The sequence below is a fragment of the Luteitalea sp. genome, assembly GCA_009377605.1.
Taxonomy (GTDB): Bacteria; Acidobacteriota; Vicinamibacteria; order Vicinamibacterales; family Vicinamibacteraceae; genus WHTT01.
The window spans coordinates 1-13359 of the sequence record WHTT01000127.1 but is presented as its reverse complement, the minus strand read 5'-3'; the positions used below and the strand labels follow the sequence as shown (position 1 = coordinate 13359).

Below are 13359 nucleotides of genomic sequence, written 5' to 3'. Positions count from 1 at the left end.
CTGGCTGGCGGTCGGCCTCGTGCGTCTCTTCGACACCTATCTCGGTCCTGGATGGCCTGAGGCGCACGAGGACCCGCAGGTATGGGAGGCCATCCTCTCCATTCCAGATGAGGCGCTCTGGCGGGTGCGCCAGCAGCTCCGCGTCGGCGTGACGCGGCGGCGCCAACCCGGCGTGGTTGGCGGGATCGTGTGTGCCGCTCGTGGTCAGCACGACGATCGCCCGGTCTGCCAGGGCGGGCAGCAGCAGGCGCAACAACAGGTAGTGCGCAAGGTGATTGACGGCGAACGTCGTCTCGAAGCCGTCGACGGTTCGACCGGCGACGTCGGGAAGGACCACGCCGGCGTTGAGCACCAATCGGTCGACGGGAGTGTCGCCCAGCCGTTCGCGGACCGACGTCGCAAAGGCACGCACCGAGTCGAGCTCCGTCAAGTCGAGCGGGATCGACGCGCCGACCGATGTCGGTCGGCGCGCACCCAGGATCAGCCGAGCGTTGCCCGACAGCGTTAGCCGCTCAGCGGCAATCGCTCCGAATCCTGAAGTGCCGCCGGTCATCACCATCGTTGACACGCTGCCTCCTCGGAAGCCGCCGAACTGAGACAACCTCAAGTGTAACGGCAGCGAGTTTGACATTGCGACCGTTCGCGTCCACTATGTGTCGAATTAAGACATGTCTACGAGCAAGGGAGAAGTCCCGTACGGAACGCTTGTCATTCTCATGCTGCAGACGCTCCACACAATGGGACCGCTGCACGGCTATGGGTTAGCTCGGCGAATTGAGCAGGTGGCAGCCGATCTACCTCGGCTGAGCCAAGGGTCGATTTATCCGGCTCTGATCCGGCTCGAGCAGTAGGGATGGATTCGCGCGGAATGGGGTATCTCTGAGACGAAGCGGAAGGTGAAGTTCTACTCGCTCACACGCGCTGGCTCCCGACAACTGACGCTCGAGGTTGCAAACTGGGAACGTGCGAATGCCCTCATCACGAGGTTCCTGGAGGCAAAGTCGTGAAGCTCCGCCTTTTCGTGATGCGATTACTGGCGCTGACCCGAAAGGGTCGGTACGAGCAGGAGTTCGAGAACGAGCTCGCGGCACACCTGGAATTGGCTGAACGGGACGCGATTTCAGCGGGACTATCACGTTCGAAGGCGGCGCGGCAGGCTCGGTTGTGCTTTGAGGGCATCGAACGGATCCGGGAAGAGCATCGTGACTCTCGTAGTCTGCTTTCGCTCCAACGAGCAGCGCGGGATACCCGAAATGCCGCACGCTCTCTTCTGCGTACTCCAGGCTTCACGGCGACCGCTGTGCTGACATTGGCGCTGGGGATCGGCGCTACGACGGCCATCTTCAGTGTGGTTTACGGTGTGTTGTTGAAGCCGCTTCCTTTCGACGAGCCGGACCGGCTGGCTGCTGTATACCATCTGGCGCCCGGATTCAGCGCAACCGAGCGCAGGGGACCGCAGAGGTCTTCCTGTTTCGAGACTCGGATCTGTGAGGTTCTCCGACAGCAGCAAGAGCCGACTCGTTCAATTGGCCGACCTCGTAGCCGGCGCCGTGAGAGGGTCCGTCGAAGGGCAATCCCTACCCCTGCGGGAGCTCGAACGGCATAGCTCCCGAGATCGCCCCGATGCTGCTCGCCGTACGGGTGCGGCCAGCGTTCATGTGGCGGCTCCCCAGGACCTGAACACCGTTCGGGTGCGCTCAGTGCTGCATGGTCGGCAAGCGCTGCGTCGTCTGCCCCGAAGGTGAGCGCACCTGGAGGTACCCGACTGCGCCCCGCTGCGCGTCGGCAAACTCGTGGTCCACGAGGATATACGTGCCTTCTTCCGGTGCGACGAGCTCGACCACGGCGCCGTTGCTGGCACCCAGGGGCACGGTCTGCAGGCCGGTCCAGTCGTTGCGCGGGTTGCCCTCGTAGAACACACGGTCGAAGATCGCTCCGACCACGTGGAAGCTCGAGCCATCTGATGGTCCGACGTTATGAAAATAAAGGCGCACGCGCTCGCCGGCGTTCGCCACGAGCGGCGACTGCGTGAGCGCCTGTGTGTGTCCGTTGAACGCCACGTGCGACGGCTGTTTCGCGAGCGCGCCGTCGAAATCGAGCACGGGCAGGTTGCCGCCGCCGGGCTTCAGATAGAACTCCGACTGCACAACCACGTAGCGACGGTCGACCTGTCAGGTTGCGCGACGGTCTTCATCGGCATGCCGTTTGCTTAATGAATCAGCGTCGGGGCACGGCCTCCGCTGGCGTCACGTCGGCTCGACGGGTCGGGAGCGTGATGAGGGGACGGCTCGAGAGGCACCAGATGCCTTGAGCGCGTCGCGTATCCGCAGACCCAAGCGGCATGTGCGTGCCCGGGGACGTGCCCCGATTCAACGAATGACGATGAACATCGTACCACCAAGGACGAGTGGCGCGGTTCCGCCCGCCAAGACTGTTCCCGTCGCTTCTAATCTCACCCAGACCAATCTTGCAGGCGCGACGTCTGTTTGATCCGACCCGACCGGCACCCCTGATGTAGCGATCGAAGAACGCGAGAAGGTCCTTCAAGACTCCGTCAAGACAATCCAAACGCGTGCCAAGTCTCTGCACTGGGCTCGTTGTGTTGTCGCTGCAAAAGCCGTGGAAATCGTTGGCAACGCCGCCCGGACGTTGGGCTGCCGGATTGGCGGCAGTCCGAGCTCCGGAATCCCGTCATTCCCGCTGGTAGGGAGTCCTGTGCGTGCGATTTTCCGCGACTGAACGTCATATAACGCTTAATATTCACGTGGCAGCCCTTTTGCTCATTGGATCTGCAGGGCGAGGTGTACGAGGAGGTGCCTTGAGGATTGCCCAGGTTTCTCCACTCTACGAGAGTGTCCCTCCGAGGTTGTACGGCGGGACGGAGCGTGTCGTCTCCTACCTCACCGAGGAGTTGGTGCGGCAAGGCCATGAGGTGACGCTCTTCGCCAGCGGTGACTCAGTGACGACGGCGCGGCTCGTGCCCGTCTGTCCGCAAGCGCTCCGCTCGGCGCAGTCGTGCGTTGACCCGGTCGTGCACCACGTGGTCATGATGGAGCGCCTGTTCCAGCGGGCGGCGGAATTCGACATCATCCATCTGCACGCCGACTATCTGCACTTCTCACTCGCCCGGCGCTCGGCGGTGCCGAGCGTGACCACGCTACACGGTCGCCTTGATCTTCCCGACCTTCAGCCCCTGTTCCGAGAGTTCACCGACGCGGGTGTCATCTCGATCTCCGCCGCGCAGCGCGCACCACTGCCGGGCGCACACTGGCTTGGGACCGTGCACCACGGGTTGCCGGAGGATCGCCATCCGTTCTGGGATCGGCCCGGCAACTACCTGGCGTTCCTGGGACGGATCTCACCCGAGAAGCGCGTCGACCGCGCCGTCGAGATTGCCCGTCGTGCTGGGCTCCCCCTCAAGATTGCGGCGAAGGTCGACAAGGTGGACCGCGAGTACTTCGCGCGCGAGATCGAGCCCCTTTTCGTACTGCCCCATGTCGAGTACCTCGGCGAGATCGGCGAGGGCGCCAAACGAGAGCTGCTCGGGAACGCCGTCGCGCTACTATTCCCGATCGATTGGTGTGAGCCGTTCGGCCTGGTCATGATTGAAGCGATGGCGTGTGGTACACCGATCATCGCGTGGCGCAACGGCTCGGTCCCAGAGGTGATGGTGGATGGCGTCACCGGCTTCATCGTCGGCACCCTGGACGAGGCGGTGTGCGCGACTCGGCGTGTCGGCGCGCTGAGTCGCGCCGGGTGCCGCCGTGTCTTCGAGGAACGCTACACCGCGGCGCGGATGGCGCGCGACTACGTGACGATCTACGAGCAGGTGCTTGCCTCGGCACCGGGTGCTCTGCTCACCGGCGCCATTGGCCTTCGGCATGCTCGGGAGGCCGTGAGCTCTTCGGCGGGTCCAGACGTGTCGAGAGATGAGGGTTTCGCGGCCTAGACCAAACGGGCCCGAGGACAATCCGTGAGTGCACCGCACGAGAAGACGGCGCGCCATCCTCTGCCCGTCACCGACATCGTCGAAGTCGACAACGAGTTCTATATTCTTGCCAGCTCACCGTTCGCCGACTACCACCACACCATCCTCAAGCACGGAGACACGTTCGCCGTGTTCGACGACTTCGGGGACATCAAACCGGTGGGGCAGGGCGAGGAGGGACTCTATCATCAGGGGACGCGCTTCCTCTCGGGCCTGCTCCTCCGACTGGGACGCGAGCGGCCCTTACTGTTGAGCTCTGCCGTCAAGCAGGACAACACCCTCATCGCCGTCGATCTGACCAACCCCGACGTCGTGTCCGGTCATCATCTCCTCATCCCACACGGCACATTGCACCTGTCGCGAACGAAGTTGCTGTGGGATGGCGTCTGCTACGAGCGCCTGATCATTCGCAACTACGGCCTGCAGCCCGTCAGCGCCTCGCTGGCGCTGCACTTCGACGCGGACTTTGCGGATATCTTCGAGGTTCGCGGGACGTCACGCGAGCGACGGGGCGAGCTCCGGCCTCCGGTCGTGGAAGACTCCACGCTCCTCCTCAGTTACGAGGGGTTGGACGAGGTCGTCAGGATCACGCGCATTAGCGTGACACCGGCGCCCGCGGCCATCGAGGCGAACGAGGTCCGCCTGGACGTGGCGCTGAAGCCGAACGAGGAGACGCACTACGACCTGACCATTGCCTGTGAGACGAGCGCCAGCAGCAGGGGTGCGCTCCTCCTCGTCGACATGGCGTTGGAGCGCACGTCTGCCACGCTCAGCGCCTATCGGGCGGGCTTCAGCCACGTGAGCACCTCGAACGAGCAATTCAACGACTGGGTGAATCAAAGCGTGGCGGACCTGTCGATGATGCTGACCGAGACCTCCGCAGGACCGTACCCGTATGCGGGCGTCCCCTGGTTCAGCACGGCATTCGGCCGCGACGGTCTCATTACGGCGCTCGAGTGCCTGTGGCTGAACCCAACGTGGGCCCGCGGGGTGCTGGCCTATCTCGCTGATACGCAGGCCACCGACGTCCTGCCCGAACGAGATGCTGAGCCAGGCAAGATCCTCCATGAAACGCGCCAGGGGGAGATGGCGGCGCTCGGTGAGATCCCCTTTGGGCGCTACTACGGCAGTCATGACGCCACACCGCTCTTCGTGCTGCTGGCCGCCGAGTACTATCGGCGCACGGCGGACCGTCCCTTCATCGAACAGATCTGGCCAGCCGTCCTGCGCGCGCTGGAGTGGATGGAGCGGTTCGGCGATTCGGACAGGGACCTGTTCCTGGAGTACCAGCGGACGTCCGCGCACGGATTGATTCACCAGGGCTGGAAGGACTCGCACGACGCCATCTTCCACCGCGACGGCAGACTCGCGAAGCCCCCCATTGCGTTGTGCGAGGTGCAGGCGTACGCCTACGGTGCCTGGCGTGGCGCGTCGGAGCTCGCGGAGATGCTGGGCGACACGAGCCGTGCCGCCGCACTCGCCAAGCAGGCGAGCGCCCTCAAAGAGAAGTTCGACGCGACCTTCTGGCTGGAGAAGCTCGGCACCTACGCGCTCGCGCTGGACGGGCACAAGCGGCCGTGCCGGCTGCGTACCTCGAATGCCGGCCACTGTCTTCTGACGGGGCTGGTGGGCGCCGAGCGCGCCAGGCGCCTGGCTGAGACGTTGCTCGACGACTCGATGTTCTCCGGATGGGGGATCCGAACGCTGGCCACCGGGCAGGTACGCTACAACCCGATGTCCTATCACAACGGGTCGGTCTGGCCACATGACAACGCCATCATCGCGTTTGGCTTCGCGCGCTATGGTCTGAAGGCGGAGGCGCTCCGGATTCTGGCCGGCCTCTTCGATGCCAGCCTCTTCGTCGACGCGCATCGGTTGCCGGAGCTGTTCTGCGGCTTCCCGCGGCGGCCGGCCGAGAGCCCGACGTTCTATCCGGTGGCGTGCGCGCCGCAGTCGTGGGCCGCCGGCGCGGTGTTCCTGTTGCTGCAGGCCGTCCTCGGCCTCGAGATCTCCGCGCCACGGCGCGTGGTGCAGTTCCGCGACCCCAAGCTCCCGCCGTTCCTGGAGGAGATCCGAATTACGAACCTGCAGGTCGGCGACGCCGAGGTCGATCTCCGCTTGCAGCGACACCCGGACGACGTTGGCGTGGAAGTACAACGCCGTGCAGGCGATGTGGAGGTGGTCGTCGTGAAATGAACAACGTGTGCCAGGCATCGCGCTTGCATCTGGACTGAACGTGAAGGGAGGGTCGATCATGAAGACTGTCACTCGCTTGAAGACGCTGACGCCCCGCGTGTGGCTGCTCTTGTTCGCGGTGCTGGCGGGGCTGGTGATCCTCCTCGTGATTTTCCTGAGGTAGGTCGTGACTGACGTCAAGAGCCGCGACGACACCATCGAGCAGGTCGTGGATGTGCCGCTCGGCCCGCTAGGGCCTTCCCCGCGCCACAACATCTCCGCCGGCGTCTCTTTGATCCGGCCGTGCTCGTCCTTCTGCAGGTACCGCCCGCGCAGCACGTCGAGCGCGTTCGCCGTCAGCTGCGGTTCGATCCTCGTCGCGAACGGCGGCGTCCGACTGATGGCTTGCCACATGCGGAGATCCTGTGATGGTTGCCGCGCCATCGCCCGCTGCATGTCCGCCGGCAGATCCCCGTGCTTCACCTCGACCGATGAGACCTTGATGCCCCACGGATCGGTTTGACTGTCCAGGATTTGTTGGAGCCGCATGTTCAACCGCTCGCGCTCCGCGAGCAGGTCGTCGAGCTCCGCCTGTCCGAGGATACTCCGCAACGTCGTTTGCGCGAGCTGGGACGTAGCATAGTTGTAGTTCTCGACCTCGACGATCGCCTTCTGCGGGTTCATCACGCGGAAGTAGATGACCGCGTTGACCTTCACCGAGACGTTGTCGCGCGTGATGAGGTCCTGCGGCGGGACGTCCAGCACGATCGTGCGCAAGCTGACGCGTACCATCCGGTCGATGGGCCGGAAGACGAAGATGAGCCCGGGGCCTTTGGGCTGTGGCAGCAGCTTCCCCAATCGAAAGATGACGCCTCGCTCGTACTCGTTCAGGATCCTGAGCGAGTTGAGCAGGTAGAGAATAACGACCGCCAGCACCACAAGGAGCGGGGAAACGATCATGATGTGAGCCTCCGGGGAACCAATGATTCGACTGGAGGATCGCCAAGATCCCTGCGGCGGTTGTCTGCATCTTCTGTGCCGCTAGCCGCTATCCCGCCGCTCAGACGGCAACCTTCTTGCTACATGGATCTACGCTGGCTCGGTCTTGGTCCGTGAGATCCGCGGCCGTGGGGAGGCTCGACATGCAACCGCTCTTCGTGACGTCATGGCGAACCATCTGGGTGCTCGGCATAGGAGCGGCCCTGATGTTCCTCGGCGATCCGCAAAGCGGCAGACGACGCCGCGCGCACATCCGGGACAAGACGCGACACGCTCTCAAGATGACCAAGGCCGAGTTGACACGCACGCGAACCCATGTGAGCAATCACACGCACGCCTCCTCGCGGGTACGCGCCGGCTGTTCGGGCCCACTGCCCCGCCGGACGACGATGTCTTGGTGGCGCGTGTGCGATCCCGGATTGGACACTTGGTGTCGCATCCCCATGTCATCGAGGTGAACGCAGACCACGGGCGCATCACCGTGACCGGTCGGTCAGATCGTTCACTACCCCGGTGCAGACGCACGTGTGCGACACATGCGGTTCTATCCGACCTTTCGTGAGCCGCGTTGCCGGAGACAATCCACGCGTCAATCTTCGGGGTCACACGCGGCCGCATCTGGTCGTGCCAAGCTTAGAAAGCGAGCTGCGGACGGCGTGGCGCTGAAACTGCGCTCACGTCAAGGTAGGATAGGGCGAGCTCTGGTCCAAGCAGTCAGGAAAGATGCCCAAGCTGCCGCGAGATGTCACGCAGAGTCAGGTCGTGAGCGCACTCGTCAAGGCCGGTGGTGTAGAAGTCAAGGACGTCGGCAAGGGTAGTCACCGCGCGGTTGAGATGCCGAACAGACATACCGTCATCATCCCCCGCAAGGTGAAACCCGGCCTTCTCAGCAGCGTCATCAAGGCTGTGGGTCTCACGTTGGATCAATTTCTGCGATACTTATAGGCGAGGTAATTGCTGTGCGAGCCTACACGGTCATGGTTCACGAAGACCACGAAGCCGGTGGTTACTGGGCTGAAGTCGTCGACCTCCCAGGTTGCTTTGCGGCGGGGGATACGCTCGATGAGCTCGAACAGGACGTCCGGGGTGCGATCGAAACATACATCGCTGCCCAGGAGAAGCTCGGCAAGCCGGTGCCGAAGGGCCGGAACATCGATGCGCCCGACCTTCGCCGCTGGGAGATTGCGATCGCCTAGGTCATTTGCTGCTGGAGCAAGAGGCGGATGGCATCTCGGATGGATTCTCGGACCGACGCCGGAATCTCTGGCGCGGGGATCGCGCGACAGAGCGCGAGCATGGGCCTCAACGACTCGCAGGCACCGCGGCAATGACCACAGCGCTCGAGATGCGCCTCCATCTCGGCACACACGTCCGGCGCGATCTCGCCTTCGAGGTGACGCGAGAAAAGCATCAGCACGTCCGGACATCGAGCCGTCTGGGATGCTGCCACGGCTGGGATGCTCAGAAGAGGTGCGACTCGCTGCCGCACCGCAAGGCGGGCCCGGTGTAAGCGGCTCTTGACGGCCTGCACGCTTAGCCCCAACACCTTCGCCACTTCAGGTGCGGAAAGGCCTTCGACGTCACGTAGTACGAGCACTTCGCGCTGCGCCGCGTCGAGTGACTCGACAGCGGTTGTCAGAGCTCTTTCAATCTCTCGCCCTGCTGCCTCCTGCTCGGGACCGCGTGCCGGGTCGGAGACATCTTCGAGCCGCTCGTTGCCCAACGCTTCCAACGATTCTTCCTGAGCCGGCGCGAACTTACTTCGGCGTCGCTTCTTGACGCAGAAGCTGCGAGCGATCGTGTAGAGCCAGGTCGAAACCGAGGCATCGCCGCGGAACCCGCGGACGGACCGCGCCATGGCCAGCAGCGTCTCCTGCACCACGTCGGCGGCATCCTCCACATCACGGCACATCTTTACCCCGAAGCGGTACACGCGCGGCTGATAGCGCAGAATGAGGGCTTCGAGAGCGTCAGGGTCACCCTGCTGCGCCGCCGCGAGGAGATCCTCATCCCTGCGCAGTTCGCTTGAGTCAGCCACATCGCTGATTATCCGTGGGCCGCGCGTTGGCTCGCAAGCACGTCAGCCCATGCGCACCAGCACCGTGGACCACAAGCAAGGCGACCTTGGCCGCCCTCAGCGTAATCAGCCGAATGGCACTGTGGGATCGGCGACGAGCAGGGGGCTTCGCGCCTTGAACGGCTCCGCGTAGCGTACGCCACGAAGGCTACCGATGTACTGATCTTCGGCCATGTACCGCTCGACGAGTCGCGCCTGATCGCCACTGAACACCGATTTGTACGCGGTGATGGCTGCGAGCTTCCGCTCATACACCTCAGAGACGTCGACGGCGAAGTCGAACGAGGGCCACGCACGTTCCGTCCATGATTGGATTCATCGCAGGCGCCGGCATCGTCGTGCGGAACTCGATCATCCTGGTGGATTTCATCGAGCTGCGCCTGCGCGACGAAATGCCGCTCGCGGACGCCGTCGTCGACGCCGGCGCCGTGCGCTTTCGGCCGATGGCTTTGACCGGCGCAGGTCCACTTTCACAACACCAAGGTCTCGCTGGCGAGCTATCTGACGCGTGAGGCTCCCGCGGAACACGAGGTCCTGCTTGACGACAGCGCGACGGCAACCGTCCACGCCATCGGCGAGGCCATGACCCGCCTGGAAGTCGACAATCAGCGGTTCGGTCATTTCGCCCTCAGTGTCATCGTGCACGACACCGACCGCTCGCGTCTCAATCGCACGGTGGCGAAGACGATGAAAGCGTTTGCCCTCGCGAACGCCACCCTGGTCGACGAAACGTATAACTTGCTGACCGCCTGGTTGGCGACCCTTCCGGGTGGTCACCCGTATCAACTGCGGAGCCTACGGCTCCTCGAGACGAACTTTGCCGATCTGAGCTTTATCTTCACGCTCCACACCGGCGATCCGGTCAATACGCACCTGCAGCGCGAATACCTGACGGTGTTCGAGACTCAGCACAAGAGTCTCTACTACTGGAGCCCGCATTACCGAGACGTCGGGCACACATTCGTCCTCGGCACCACGGGAGCCGGGAAGACCACGCTCACGCGGTACATCGTGACGCACGGGCAGAAGTACGACCCTGTCACGTGCATCTTTGATATCGGCGGCGAGCACCACGCGCTCACCGAGCGCTTCGGGGGCGCGTACTTCCACCTCACGCTCGATCGTCAAGACTGCACGATCAATCCCTTTGCCCTGCCGCCGACGAAGGACAATCTCGACTTCCTCGCCAACTTCATCCGTGTGCTCCTCGCCCGGGACCTGACCGACCGGGAGCACAATGAGCTCCTGCAATGCCTCCAGAATCTCTACGAATTCGACCCGCCGGCGCGTCGACTGAGCACGCTCGCCAGAATGCTGCCGCTCAGTTTCGAGGAACCGCTACGACGCTGGGTTCATCCCGGCCTCTATGCGGATCTCTTCGACAACGCGACGGACACCCTCACGTTCAGCCAGTGGCAGGCCTTTGACTTCGAAGGCCTCGAGCGATATCCCCAGGTGCTCGAAGCCCTCCTCTATTACGTGCTTCACCGTGCCGGTAGTGCCATCACCGCCGACGCCGATCTGGCCACATTCACGCTGTTCGTCGTCGACGAAGCGTGGCGCTTTCTCCGCGATCCCTATGTCAAGGCGTACATCCGATCCGCGCTGAAAACCTGGCGCAAGAAGAATGCAGCGGTGATCCTGAGCACCCAAAGCACGGACGACCTCGCCCAGCCCGTAGGCCTGATCACCGAGGCCTGCGAACGTTCCTCGCCCCAAACACCGGCGTCCACGCGTCGGCGTCACCTGACCGCAGTCGCGGTCATCTCCTAAGGAGGACCACCCAATGCTCGAAATGGGCCGTTTTGTGTCCGCCTACTCCGCACATCGCGAGTGGGCCACCCGGCCGCCGGACGAATGCTACGACAGTGTGCCGGCGCTCCACGCCGCTGCGACCCGGATGGCCGCAGCCTCCTACGAGCTTTCCACCACACCCACCAGTGTGGTGCCTCAAAACGCGCATACCCTCACACTCGGTCTCCCAGATGGGAACCGAGCGTCATTCAGCCACTGGGCCTTCGGGCAGCTCTGTGCCACCGTCAGCGCGCCGGCGCACTACCTGCGCACCCTCCCGGCGCACGTCACGGCGCAAGCGCTCAATCACGCCCTTGCGCTCCGGGCACGTGACCGTGACCCGGACAATCCCAGTGTGCTGTACCTCGCACGCTCCCCGAGGGATGATCTGCTGCCAGAAATTCGTGCGCTCACGTCAAGCCGCTACGCGCGACTTCTCAACATGACCATCACGGGTCGTGTCCTCGAGTGGCTCGATCGCTCTCCATCCTGGCGGCTCCCATCTGCAGACGGTCCAGACGGGCGTCAGATCCCATCGGGGGCATACCTCGGTGATCGGGACATGTTTCTGTTCCTGGTCGACGAGGACCGACGCATCGACGATCCCAGCGATCCGTCAGGTCAGGGCCTCGCGCGGGGATTCATGCTCCGCAACAGCGAGGTCGGTGCCGCCAGCCTCACCGTTGACGCGTTCCTGCATCGCTACGTCTGTGGAAATCGCCTCATCGTCGGTTTCCAACACCTGGTCGGGCTCCGCCTCCGCCACGTCGGGACGCGTCCCGAATCGTGGGCCGATGTATTGCCGACCCTCATCCGGTCGCTGCAGAGCGACGCCACGCAAGAACAGCTCCTGCTCTCCCGTGCCAGCCGGCGGGAAATTGGCGGCACCCGCGACGCCGTCGTGAGCGCTCTCGTGCAGCAGTGGTTCACGCGGCGACAGGCCGCTGACGCCTACACGCTCGCCGAACGTCACGAGACCCAGACCAACCCACGGTCAGTCTGGGGCCTCGTGCAAGGCGTGACGCGTCTCGCTCAACAAGCTTCCCACCAAGACGCCCGCTACGAGCTGGATCGACTCGCAGCGGGCCTGCTGCGTGCCGCCGCCTAGGGCGCGCACGCGTCCCACCCAATTCCTCCACACGTCTTGCGCGCTCTGATGCGCGTGCTCTCCCTCGATCCGCTCCCCAAGGTGCGCCACGGTGCCTCACGGCACTGTGGCGCGCCTCTCTCCGAGTGCCCATTCGACAGGAGGTTTCAGCCATGCCGCGCAAAGACACCCCGGCGTGTTCACAGCCATACCGGCTCACCCTCGAGATCGCATTGCGCCTCCGCCAAAAGCTGGTGGACTGCGGCCTCGACGCCACGACCCATTGGCTCAGGTATCAACCCGAGCGCCCGGCGCGGGAAGCGTTGGAGGCCTTGCGAGACGTCGGCTATCTCGATCAGCCGCGCTACGAGGAGCTGCGTGCGTGCCTTGCGCGCGCCGTGGCCAGTCGCGAACACCTCCATTAGCACCACAGCCCCCTCATCACCGAATACGCGGTGATCGGGCGTTCTCAGTCCCCACGTGCGACCTCGTGTTCCACACAGACACGAAGAAAGGACACCCAATGGCAGTCTCTCCGTCCGTTCGTCCGACCCTGAACGGGCTCCCAAGCACACACGTGTTCGAGCCCGTCGCGATCGTCCGGCAAACGCGACCTGCGGCCCCGACCTTTTGTTGGGACTGCGGTGGCCCGCTCGGCCCGGCTCTTGCCAAGGACGTCGGGTTCGTCTGCGAGATCTGTTCCACGCGCTGGCGCACCCGCTGGGTGCCGTGTCCGTGGTGGGAGCGTCTGCTCTTCCAACTGCTTCCCACAGGCTGGCGCTGGCACCGCTACCGCCTCGAGCGTGCGTAGCGAGCCAGACAGGCTCACTGGCGCTCGTTCCCTTCCGCCGCTCTCGCACACCCGCCCACAACCCGGTCAACCCACGGCGAGTCGTCCGCGCACGCGGATGCTCGCCGTTCCTCAGGAGAGCAACGATGACAATCACGATTCTGCCGAACGATCGCAAGACCCCTCCGGGCAAGCTCGCCGATGCCGAGCTGCGTTTCGAGCACGGTGACCTTGCAGGGCTCAAGCTGACTGGCTTTGCCATCTGGGAGCGGCGTGGCAACAACGGCCGCGCCGTGACATTTCCAGCCCGCCAGTACACCGTGAGCGGCGAGCGCCGCAGCTACGCGCTGCTGCGTCCGATCGCCGACCTCGCCGCGCAGACGCACCTCGGCGGTCGCATCCTCGAGGCGTACACCACCCACGAACGTGGGGAGGCCTCCGACGAGTAG

The 13359-nt window shown here is 64.1% G+C and carries 14 protein-coding genes and 3 pseudogenes; 12 read left to right on the top strand and 5 right to left on the bottom strand.

Annotated features, from left to right (window positions below; translation table 11 throughout):
- Nucleotides 1–631, bottom strand: a 631-nt coding sequence (locus GEV06_26095; protein ID MPZ21338.1) for an SDR family NAD(P)-dependent oxidoreductase, incomplete at its 3' end; no start/stop codon positions are given.
- A gap of 37 nt (nt 632–668) precedes the next feature.
- On the opposite strand from GEV06_26095, the pseudogene GEV06_26090 reads away from it, so the two are divergent.
- Both GEV06_26090 and GEV06_26085 read left to right on the top strand, forming a co-directional pair.
- Nucleotides 669–1007, top strand: a pseudogene (locus GEV06_26090) (PadR family transcriptional regulator).
- 396 nt (nt 1008–1403) lie between these two features.
- Nucleotides 1404–1745, top strand: a complete 342-nt coding sequence (locus tag GEV06_26085; protein MPZ21337.1) for a DUF3800 domain-containing protein — start codon at nt 1404–1406, stop codon at nt 1743–1745.
- Here GEV06_26085 and GEV06_26080 read toward each other — a convergent pair.
- Complete coding sequence (locus GEV06_26080) at nt 1698–2153, bottom strand: hypothetical protein (protein MPZ21336.1); 456 nt, start codon at nt 2151–2153, stop codon at nt 1698–1700. The genes GEV06_26085 and GEV06_26080 overlap by 48 nt on opposite strands.
- Before the next feature lie 665 nt (nt 2154–2818).
- Here GEV06_26080 and GEV06_26075 point away from each other — a divergent pair.
- A complete protein-coding gene (locus GEV06_26075) occupies nt 2819–3949 on the top strand; it encodes a glycosyltransferase (GenBank protein MPZ21335.1) in 1131 nt (376 codons plus the stop codon).
- Between the two features lie 60 nt (nt 3950–4009).
- A complete protein-coding gene (locus GEV06_26070; GenBank protein ID MPZ21334.1) occupies nt 4010–6184 on the top strand; it encodes an amylo-alpha-1,6-glucosidase in 2175 nt (724 codons plus the stop codon).
- A gap of 411 nt (nt 6185–6595) precedes the next feature.
- Here GEV06_26070 and GEV06_26065 read toward each other — a convergent pair.
- Nucleotides 6596–7120, bottom strand: a pseudogene (locus GEV06_26065) (slipin family protein).
- Nucleotides 7121–7885: 765 nt separating this feature from the next.
- Between GEV06_26065 and GEV06_26060 the strand changes: the two are divergent.
- Both GEV06_26060 and GEV06_26055 read left to right on the top strand, forming a co-directional pair.
- The gene (locus GEV06_26060) at nt 7886–8107 is read left to right on the top strand and encodes an addiction module toxin, HicA family (GenBank protein ID MPZ21333.1); all 222 of its coding nucleotides are present in this window, start codon (nt 7886–7888) and stop codon (nt 8105–8107) included.
- Between the two features lie 32 nt (nt 8108–8139).
- On the top strand, nt 8140–8358 hold the full coding sequence (locus GEV06_26055; protein ID MPZ21332.1) for a type II toxin-antitoxin system HicB family antitoxin: 219 nt from the start codon (nt 8140–8142) through the stop codon (nt 8356–8358).
- Here GEV06_26055 and GEV06_26050 read toward each other — a convergent pair.
- On the bottom strand, nt 8355–9182 hold the full coding sequence (locus GEV06_26050; GenBank protein ID MPZ21331.1) for a sigma-70 family RNA polymerase sigma factor: 828 nt from the start codon (nt 9180–9182) through the stop codon (nt 8355–8357). The two genes, GEV06_26055 and GEV06_26050, sit on opposite strands and share 4 nt — an antisense overlap.
- Before the next feature lie 123 nt (nt 9183–9305).
- A complete protein-coding gene (locus tag GEV06_26045) occupies nt 9306–9494 on the bottom strand; it encodes a hypothetical protein (GenBank protein ID MPZ21330.1) in 189 nt (62 codons plus the stop codon).
- A gap of 47 nt (nt 9495–9541) precedes the next feature.
- On the opposite strand from GEV06_26045, the pseudogene GEV06_26040 reads away from it, so the two are divergent.
- The 6 genes and pseudogenes from GEV06_26040 to GEV06_26015 all read left to right on the top strand — a co-directional run bounded on the left by GEV06_26040 (nt 9542) and on the right by GEV06_26015 (nt 13359).
- Nucleotides 9542–9751: pseudogene (locus tag GEV06_26040) on the top strand (hypothetical protein).
- Between the two features lie 70 nt (nt 9752–9821).
- Nucleotides 9822–11012, top strand: coding sequence for a DUF87 domain-containing protein (locus GEV06_26035; protein ID MPZ21329.1), 1191 nt, complete (start codon nt 9822–9824; stop codon nt 11010–11012).
- A 13-nt stretch (nt 11013–11025) separates the two neighbouring features.
- Complete coding sequence (locus GEV06_26030; protein MPZ21328.1) at nt 11026–12141, top strand: hypothetical protein; 1116 nt, start codon at nt 11026–11028, stop codon at nt 12139–12141.
- A 152-nt stretch (nt 12142–12293) separates the two neighbouring features.
- Complete coding sequence (locus GEV06_26025) at nt 12294–12545, top strand: hypothetical protein (GenBank protein MPZ21327.1); 252 nt, start codon at nt 12294–12296, stop codon at nt 12543–12545.
- A 98-nt stretch (nt 12546–12643) separates the two neighbouring features.
- Nucleotides 12644–12931: a hypothetical protein gene (locus GEV06_26020; protein MPZ21326.1), complete on the top strand. Its 288-nt coding sequence runs from the start codon at nt 12644–12646 to the stop codon at nt 12929–12931.
- A gap of 125 nt (nt 12932–13056) precedes the next feature.
- Nucleotides 13057–13359 (top strand): hypothetical protein, encoded by a 303-nt coding sequence (locus tag GEV06_26015; protein MPZ21325.1) that lies wholly within the window; start codon nt 13057–13059, stop codon nt 13357–13359.

Bases quoted from the DNA above. Each gene is read 5' to 3' on its own strand.
- GEV06_26020 (MPZ21326.1), top strand. From the start codon at position 12,644: ATGGCAGTCTCTCCGTCCGTTCGTCCGACCCTGAACGGGCTCCCAAGC.
- GEV06_26030 (MPZ21328.1), top strand. From the start codon at position 11,026: ATGCTCGAAATGGGCCGTTTTGTGTCCGCCTACTCCGCACATCGCGAG.
- GEV06_26055 (MPZ21332.1), top strand. From the start codon at position 8,140: ATGGTTCACGAAGACCACGAAGCCGGTGGTTACTGGGCTGAAGTCGTC.
- GEV06_26025 (MPZ21327.1), top strand. From the start codon at position 12,294: ATGCCGCGCAAAGACACCCCGGCGTGTTCACAGCCATACCGGCTCACC.
- GEV06_26060 (MPZ21333.1), top strand. From the start codon at position 7,886: ATGCCCAAGCTGCCGCGAGATGTCACGCAGAGTCAGGTCGTGAGCGCA.
- GEV06_26015 (MPZ21325.1), top strand. From the start codon at position 13,057: ATGACAATCACGATTCTGCCGAACGATCGCAAGACCCCTCCGGGCAAG.
- GEV06_26035 (MPZ21329.1), top strand. From the start codon at position 9,822: ATGACCCGCCTGGAAGTCGACAATCAGCGGTTCGGTCATTTCGCCCTC.